Genomic DNA, 8,433 nt, shown 5'->3' with positions numbered 1-8,433 from the left:
GCAAACTCGTGCAGCTTAGCTATGTGAAGGGCATTGTGGAAGGCGATGATGGGAGGATCTGGGTCGCGTCCTGTTCCCGGGGCCTGTTTTTCTTTGATGAAGAACATTCCAAATTTGTGAACATCGAGAAGCTCCCGGAAAATAAAGGCCTCAGGATTGGCGGGGATTGCATTAATGGGATGCAGAAAACAGCCGATGGCTCTATCCTGATCGCTAGCTGGGGAGGCGTATCCAAGATTTCATCAAAAGGCAAAATCCTGACGACATTCGAGTTCAAATCGGGTTTACTGATCGACACTTATTGTGCCAACATTGCGGAAATGCCGGACGGGAATATCTGGTTTAGTACCAACGAAGGTATCCACATCGCCAATCCCAAAACACGTACGGTACGCTATCTCACGACGATCGACGGGCTTCGGAGTAACGCACCTGTCGGGTTTTACTATAATCAGAAGAATGAGTTGCTGCTGGGGCTGACCAATGCGATTAACATTTTAAATGTCAATCAATTAAACGGGGACCTTACTAAGCCGCGTGTCGAAATGAGCTCCATTGAAGTGAAGGGTAAAATGCTGCACCACGATCTGAGCAAGGAAATAGAACTGCAACCGGACGAAAATTCCATTACATTCAATTTTTCAACATTGAATTTCGAGCCGACATCCAAAAACCTGTTCAGCTATCAGCTGGAAGGGTTCGAATCCGCCTGGGTGAACCTCGGTAATCAGCATTCCGTTTCGTTTACCAATTTAGCCGCCAAATCATACACTTTGCGGGTTAAGAGCAGCAACAGCTCGGGACAGCGGAGCGATAAGCCGCTGGTCATACATTTCACGGTGAAGCCTTATTTTACCAATACCTGGTTTTTCAGGACATTGATCGGGCTGACTATCGCCGCGCTGATCGTACTGATGATGCGGTGGAGGGTCAATACCCTTGCAGAGCGAAACCGCCTGGACCTGGAAATTACCGAGTGGCGGCTCAAAGCGCTGCAATCGCAAATGAACCCACACTTCCTGTTCAATTCCCTCAATTCCGTACAGAACTATCTGCTGACCAACCGGGGGGTCGAGGGGGCTAAGTATCTCTCCAAATTTTCCAAGCTGGTGCGACGGATCATGGAGAATTCAAACCACCAATATCTTTCTTTCGAGCAGATTATCGACACCCTTAGAATGTATGTCGAAATCGAGTCTTTCCGCTTCAGCCACGAGTTCAGCTACGAATTTGATATCGAAGAGAACGATGTACTGCTCGATGCACATCTGCCGCCTATGTTGCTGCAGCCGTATGTGGAGAACGCGATCTGGCACGGCCTGATGCCAAAAGAGGGAGAGAAAAAACTGAAAATCACGGCCAGGGTTGAGAAAAAGCATCTGATTTGTACCATTGAGGATAATGGGGTCGGGCGTACGTTTGCGCCAAGGGCCGAGGGGCACATCTCGCGCGGACAGGAGATGACCAAAGGGATTTTTGAGTCACTTCGCCGGAAAGACAGCGAGGCGAAAATTGAAATGATTGATTTGATTGATTCTGAAAATAATCCCGTAGGAACACGGGTAAAGCTGACGATTCCACTTGAAAACGTATGAAACAACATCTCCGTGCCATTATTATTGACGACGAAACCAATGCCCGTGAGGCGCTTATCAACCTCCTCGCATTGATTTGCCCCGAAGTGGAAATTTGTGGTGAGGCCAAAAACGCTGACCTCGGTATTGAACTGATCGGCAAAGTAAAGCCCAATCTGGTTTTCCTGGACATTCAAATGCCCGGCAAGACCGGATTTGATCTGCTTGCTTCATTTGAAAAAGTAGATTTTGGCGTGATCTTCACTACTGCTTATCAGGAGTACGCGATCCGGGCATTCCGGTTCAGCGCAATCGATTATTTGCTCAAACCCATTGATCCTGAGGAACTGGAAGCTGCCGTATCGAAATTTAAGTCACAAGTTGCCAGTGTAAATCCTCAGCAGTTGCAGATTTTGCAGGAACACCTCGATCCTGCGCGCAGTCTCCGCCTGGTTCAGCGTACGCGGAATGATAACCAGCGCATTGCATTGCCGACTGCAGAAGGAATTCATTTTGTGCAAATGACTGACATCATTCAATGTGAGTCGCTGGGGTCGTATACCAAATTTCATCTTGTAAAAGGTCCTGCTATTGTCGTGTCCCGGTTATTGAAAGAATACGAAGAGATTTTAGACAATTACTACTTTTTTCGTGTTCACCAGTCCAATATCATTAATCTGGAACACATTAAGCGCTATGTGAAAGGGGATGGCGGGCAGGTATGGATGAGCGATAATACTGAAATAGAGGTTTCCCGCCGCCGTAAGGACGAATTTTTGTCCCTGTTGTCTGAATTCTACGTGAATTCCGGCAAATTGAAATAGGCGGCCAACCTGCCAGGTTCCGTTGAGCTGCATTTATTTTCTGCCGGATGTAGAGTTAATTCCGCCGACTTTAAACCAAAACCAGCCTCCTATATAGTCCCTTCTACGGAGCCTTTTTGTTGTATTAGTTTTGAAATGTCAAAAGGAAATAAAGACAAAAAATAGTACCCTGTCTGTTTCCGGTTCAAAATTTTAAACAACAATCCAATCATTTATTAGTTATGAAAACTTTCCAATTCGCAGTCCTTTTCGCAATCATCGGCCTTGTTACTTTCAGCTCATGCAGCAAAAAATCAGACGATGTTACTCCTGACCCGGCGGCAACAGTAGGCTTTCAGGTAAAAGTAGATGGCAAAACTTATGCACCTGATTACGCTTATGCACTGGCCAGCTTTCCAGGAGCGAATGGTTATTATGCGGTTTATGGCATGGATAGCAGAACGAGTGATGTAGTGGCCATTGCTTTGCCGAACTCAGCAGTAGAGGGTACCTATCCGATCAATGCCGTGAACTTCGGTATTGTGACAATTAATAAAGAAGATTTTTCGACCATTAACGGAGGAGACGGTAAAGTGACGATCACCAAGAAAACGGCAACACAACTGCAGGGTACGTTCAGTTTCACGGCTTTTGATGCAACCGGTAAAGTGAAACGCACCCTGACAGAAGGAAGTTTTAATGTCAATGTTCGCTAAGGTTCGGTAGTAATATTCATCTATACCACACGAGGCTGTCTTTCGGGACAGCCTTTTTGCGTTTAACATTATTCACTCCGCAAACTTTTCACAGGATCTAGCAGCGCTGCACGAATCGCCTGAAAACTTACTGTCAATAATGTCATGCCCAATGCTCCGGCAGCGGAGGCAGCAAATATCCACCAGGAAATTTCGGTGCGGTAGGAATATTTTTCCAACCAGCCAGTCATTAAGTACCAGGCAATGGGTGCGGAAATGAAACAAGAAACGATCACCAGGATCACGAAATCTTTGGACAAAAGCCGCCACAACCCTGCTACTGAGGCTCCCAGCACCTTGCGGATGCCGATTTCCTTGGTGCGCTGCTCGGCCACAAATGACGCCAACCCGAACAGTCCCAGGCAGGAGATCAAAATGGCAAGGGCCGCAAAGAATGTCGTCAGCTTTGCAATGCGTTCTTCGTCACTGAATTTTTTCGCGTATTCCAGGTCTGCGAAATTATATTGGAACAAATTTTCCGGATCGTACTTTTTGAAAACAGCCTGAATTTGAGCCAATGCCTGAGATGCACTTGCGGAAGGCCTGATCTTCATGTTTACTAAACTGATCCTCTTGTAGTTGATAAAAAAGATTGTCTGATTGGCGGGCTCATAAGGCGATTGCGTAACAAGGTCTTTAACTACGCCCACTACTTTATACCCGCCATTTTTACCCCATTGAATGATTTGACCGACCGGATTTTTCAGTCCCATGTATTTGACAGCGGCTTCGTTGAGAATGAAGCCCATTGAATCCGTGGGGAATTCTTTTGAAAAATCGCGGCCTTCTTTGATTTTCCAGTTAATGGTTTTGCCAAATTCATGGGTAATCCGCAATGTTACAAATTCATCGGCCATCGCCTGATCTTTACCCGGCCAGGTAAAGCCCCCGTTGGTCACGTAGGTATTGGTAACGGGACTGTCGGTGGCAGCCATTTCCTCCACCACACCGGTATTGAGCAAGTCGTTCCGAAAGGCAGCAAAGTGTTTGATGATTTCGTCGGACTTGATGGGGCTACTTACCAGTTGTTGCCGGCTATAACCGATGGGACGGTTTTTGGCAAACTGGATCTGACGGAAAACGATAATGGTCCCGATGATCAGCGTCACGGAAACGGTAAACTGCAACACCACCAGAACCTTGCGCGGCGAACCTGAGAAACGTCCGGTATTCAACCTCGCGGTCACACCTTTTAATGCTGAAATAGGTTTAAATGAAGAGAGATAAAGGGCAGGATAACTCCCGGCGGTCAGTCCCGTGAAGAGAACGAACGCCAGGCACGAAAGCCAGAAGTAAGGAACATTCCAGGGGATACTGATCTGTTTATCCACAACCTGATTGAATTGCGGGAGGCAAATTGCCGTCAGGATAATGGCAAAGACAAAGGCAATGGACACCACCATTAACGATTCACCCAGAAACTGTAATGCCAGCTGGGCTTTGGCCGAGCCGACTGCCTTGCGGACGCCTATCTCTTTCGCGCGTTTTTCGCTTCTGGCCGTATTCAGGTTCATAAAATTGATACACGCCAATAAAAGGACAACCAGACCGATGATCCCGAATAACCGCACATTCGCGATCTTGCCCCTACGATTTTGCCATTTTTAAATTCAGAATATAAATTCCAGTTAGCCATAGGCTGCAAAAACACCACGGGTTTATATTTGGCTTCTTCGGCATCGATATGATCGAGTTTGGCCTTACTAATGTTGGCCGAAACCTGCTCCATATTGGCTTTATCGGCGATCTGCACATAAATCTCAAACCAGTTATTTCCCCAGCTGAGCCATGGTGGCAAATTCTGCTCCATGAGCTTCCAGGGCGCAATGAATGCCAGACTATTGAATGTAGCATTACGGGGTAAATCAGCATATACTCCCGTCACTTTCACCACCTGGCTGTTGTCGATTTTGACGATCTTATCCATCGAGTCTGCGTTTCCGAAAATTGCCTGACTTGCCGACTCGGAAAGGAGGATGGAATTAGGATCTGTGAGACCAGATCTTGTACCTTTCAGCATTTTCAGCGAGAGCATTTCAGCTGCTTCCGGTCCCATATAGTAGCCGTTCTGCGTGATTTTTTTAGAGCCAAAAGTCAGCAGGTGATCTCCGCGTCCTCCTGCCAGTGCGATGTATTTAAAATTATTTCCATACTTGTTCCGTAGCTCAGGTTCAAGTTGCATAGGCGCATTTCCGCCCGTCTGAATTTCATGATTGAATGTCTGACTTTGCATCACCTGAGCGATACGGTCATAGTTTTCATGGTTTTTATTGAATGATGTTTCGTCGAACACCCAGAGCCCGATCAGCATAGCAACAGCCATCCCGACGGCCAGCCCGCCAATGTTAATAGCGGCATAACCCCTGTTCTTTAACAGGTTACGAAAAGCGATTTTGAAATAATTACGAATCATGGCATGACTGAAGAAATAGGTTTTGGAATAATCATTGGAATGTTTCTCTCTGGCAAATGGGCGTAGTAACCTGAACACGCTCAGAATGTATTTCCATCGGGCTTTCTGCTCACCGTTCGTTTTTGCCCAATAGCTGTGCATTTCCAGCAGGTCGCCCTGGACCTCTTCCAAAGTGTTGGGGTTGGCGAGCCAGGCTAGCAGCCTCATTGCCCATTTGGGCGGTGATACATTGCTTTTCAAGTGCTCTTTATTCATTTCGGAGACTTTTCACCGGATCCATTAGTGCTGCTTTTATGGCTTGGAAGCTCACTGTCAGTAATGTTAATAGCAATGCGCCAGCCGCTGAGGCTGCGAAGATCCACCAGGAGATTTCTGTCCGGTAGGTGTATTTTTCGAGCCAGGAATTCATAAAATACCAGGATATCGGAGCGGAAATCAGGCAGGCGATGGCAACCAGCAGCACAAAATCCCCGGAAAGCAGCAGCCAAAGATTAGCCACCGAAGCCCCGAGTACCTTGCGGACTCCAATTTCCTTGGTGCGCTGCCCGGCAACAAATGATGCCAGTCCGAAAAGTCCCAGACTCGAAATCAGGACGGCCAGCAGTGCGAAAAAAGCGGCGAGGGTTCCTATCCGTTGCTCATCAGCGAATTTGGATGCATATTCGTCATCCACAAAATCATACTGAAACGGCGAGGCAGGGTCATATTTCTTGAAAACACTTTCAATGTTCCGCAATGCATCGGCTGCGTTCGCCTTCGGATCAATCCGGACAGTAATGAAACTTCCGGCACGACGACCTATAAAAAAAATCGTTTGCTTCACGGGCTCATACGGCGACGTCATGATCATGTCTTTGACTACGCCGATCACCTTGAACCTTTTATCTTCCCATTGCACAAACTCGCCGGCTGCTTTTTCAGAAAAACCCATCAGGCGCGCGGCGGTTTCGTTGAGGACAAAGCCGGAAGAATCGGTAGAAAAAGATTTGGAAAAATCCCTGCCTTCGACAAATTTCCAGCCCACGGTTTTACCGAAATCATGCCCCACAGCCATTGTCACAAAGTCAACCTGCATGGCAGGATCCTTACCTTTCCAGTTGAACTCTTTGTTGACAGACCGCACGTCGGTAGTAGGCCCCATTGATTCTGAAACGGCGCTCACCGTCCCCGTTTTGATCAGTTCATCGCGGAATGCGTCTATATGCTTGTGGATCTCGGGGGTACTTACGTACATGGATACCAGTCCCTCGCGGTCATAACCGACCGGCCGGTTTTGCCCGTGCAGGATCTGACGGTAGATCACGATCGTACCGATAATGAGCGTAACGGATACTGTGAACTGTAAAACCACTAATATTTTGCGCGGCGCGGCATTGATAAGACCTCCGAAAACTCTGGAAGGAAGTACGCCACGTAGCGCGTTTGACGGATCGAAAGACGATAGGTACAATGCCGGATAACTACCTGCAACCAGACCGGTAAGAAGGCAAAAACTCATGCTGATCATCCAGAACCATGGATTTGTCCACATCATGACCATTTCCTTGTCCGCTATTTCATTGAAAAACGGCAATGCCAATTGTGCCAGAAGAATGGAGATAACAAAGGCTGCAATGACAATCAGGTAAGATTCACTCAAAAATTGTATCACCAGTTGCGACCTGACGGAACCTATCGCTTTCCGGATACCTACTTCCTTAGATCGTTTTTCAGACCGGGCCGTACTCAGGTTCATGAAATTGATACAGGCAAGCAACAGCACAAAAACGGCGATGATACTGAAAAGCCAGACGGTCTGAATGCGTCCGCCGGTATTGACGCCATTCTCCCATTCCGAATATAAATGCCAGCGGCTCATCGGATGCAGCAGGATTTGAGGCTTGAATTTCAGTTCTTCCTTATCACCTTTATAGATCTTCATGTTCCTGATTTTTGCCGAAACAGCGGTCAAATCAGCCTTTTCACTGAGTTGTGCATAGATTTGAAATGAGCTGCCGGCCCATTCATTGTTATCCCTCGCGTTACGTACCCAGTCGGTAGTAGAAACATACAAATCCCACGGCGCGATAAAATGAACGTCGCGAAATTCAGAATGATGCGAAATGTTCTCGTATACGCCCGTTACCCGAACATTGAGCTCGTTATCAATCTTGATCATTTTTCCAAGCGGGTCGGCGGTCCCGAAAAGTGCTTTGGCGACAGACTCGGAAAGAATCACCGAGGAAGGGTCGCTCAATGCTTTCCAGTTGCCTTTTACCATATTCAGAGAGAGCATTTCTGGTGCAGCCACAGCCATGAAGTTGCCCATTTTGGTGAGTTTGTTGTCACCATAAGTCAGCAAATGTCTCGTTGACCAGGACGACATGACGACATGCTTGAAATGATCTCCATAAGAGGTTTCAAGCTCCTTACCTACCGGAATAGCTACATTCTGACCGGTTTGCGTCTCACTATCCAGGGTCTGTTGCTCCATGACCTGCACGATGCGGTCGTAATTTTTATGATTTTTGTTAAAAGAAATTTCATCGTAGATCCATAGTCCTATCAGCATGGCGACCGATATGCCAAGCGCCAAACCGCCCATGTTAATCGCAGTATACCCGGGATTTTTGACAAGATTTCGAAAAGCGATTTTGAAGTGGTTACGTATCATGGCTGGACTGGCTATTGGGGTTCGTGAAAATTGATCCGATTTTTTGTGCCTCGCAAAAGGCCTCAATAGTTTTATTACACTCAAAAAATACCGAAGGTCCGCATTCCGTTCACCCAAGGTTTTGGACCAATACGCATACATTTCCATTAAGTCACCTTCGAGCTCTTCCTTTGTGTTAGGATCGGCAAGCCAGGTCAGAAGCTTGCTAATCCAGCGGGGAGGCTGTTTTCTCATG

Annotated in this window: 6 protein-coding genes; 3 read left to right on the top strand and 3 right to left on the bottom strand. The window is 47.1% G+C overall.

Annotation, left to right across the window (positions count from 1 at the left end):
* The 3 genes from ABIO93_RS19675 to ABIO93_RS19665 form a co-directional block, all read left to right on the top strand.
* The coding region (locus ABIO93_RS19675; protein ID WP_348070757.1) for a histidine kinase at nucleotides 1-1,595 on the top strand (1,595 nt) is incomplete at its 5' end.
* On the top strand, nucleotides 1,592-2,398 hold the full coding sequence (locus tag ABIO93_RS19670; RefSeq protein WP_348070755.1) for a LytTR family DNA-binding domain-containing protein: 807 nt from the start codon (nucleotides 1,592-1,594) through the stop codon (nucleotides 2,396-2,398). The genes ABIO93_RS19675 and ABIO93_RS19670, both read left to right, overlap by 4 nt.
* A 221-nt stretch (nucleotides 2,399-2,619) precedes the next feature.
* Nucleotides 2,620-3,093, top strand: coding sequence for a DUF6252 family protein (locus tag ABIO93_RS19665; RefSeq protein WP_348070753.1), 474 nt, complete (start codon nucleotides 2,620-2,622; stop codon nucleotides 3,091-3,093).
* A gap of 68 nt (nucleotides 3,094-3,161) precedes the next feature.
* Here ABIO93_RS19665 and ABIO93_RS19660 read toward each other — a convergent pair whose 3' ends face one another.
* Genes ABIO93_RS19660 through ABIO93_RS19650 form a run of 3 tightly spaced genes read right to left on the bottom strand, consistent with a single transcriptional unit; the run spans nucleotide 3,162 to nucleotide 8,432 of the window.
* The gene (locus ABIO93_RS19660; RefSeq protein ID WP_348070751.1) at nucleotides 3,162-4,646 is read right to left on the bottom strand and encodes an FtsX-like permease family protein; all 1,485 of its coding nucleotides are present in this window, start codon (nucleotides 4,644-4,646) and stop codon (nucleotides 3,162-3,164) included.
* Nucleotides 4,643-5,800, bottom strand: a complete 1,158-nt coding sequence (locus ABIO93_RS19655; protein ID WP_348070749.1) for a permease prefix domain 2-containing transporter — start codon at nucleotides 5,798-5,800, stop codon at nucleotides 4,643-4,645. Before ABIO93_RS19655 ends, ABIO93_RS19660 begins: the two co-directional genes overlap by 4 nt.
* The gene (locus ABIO93_RS19650; protein ID WP_348070747.1) at nucleotides 5,793-8,432 is read right to left on the bottom strand and encodes an ABC transporter permease; all 2,640 of its coding nucleotides are present in this window, start codon (nucleotides 8,430-8,432) and stop codon (nucleotides 5,793-5,795) included. The genes ABIO93_RS19655 and ABIO93_RS19650 overlap by 8 nt, the downstream gene beginning before the upstream one ends.
* Between the last annotated feature and the right edge of the window lies 1 nt (nucleotide 8,433).

This window comes from Dyadobacter sp., from assembly GCF_039919315.1.
Lineage (GTDB): Bacteria > Bacteroidota > Bacteroidia > Cytophagales > Spirosomataceae > Dyadobacter.
Note: the sequence above shows the minus strand (reverse complement) of the source record. Positions and strands in the feature narration are given on the sequence as shown.

Coding starts and splice junctions, on each gene's coding strand:
- ABIO93_RS19670 (WP_348070755.1), top strand. CDS start 1,592: ATGAAACAACATCTCCGTGCCATTATTATTGACGACGAAACCAATGCC.
- ABIO93_RS19665 (WP_348070753.1), top strand. CDS start 2,620: ATGAAAACTTTCCAATTCGCAGTCCTTTTCGCAATCATCGGCCTTGTT.
- ABIO93_RS19660 (WP_348070751.1), bottom strand. CDS start 4,646: ATGAACCTGAATACGGCCAGAAGCGAAAAACGCGCGAAAGAGATAGGC.
- ABIO93_RS19655 (WP_348070749.1), bottom strand. CDS start 5,800: ATGAATAAAGAGCACTTGAAAAGCAATGTATCACCGCCCAAATGGGCA.
- ABIO93_RS19650 (WP_348070747.1), bottom strand. CDS start 8,432: ATGAGAAAACAGCCTCCCCGCTGGATTAGCAAGCTTCTGACCTGGCTT.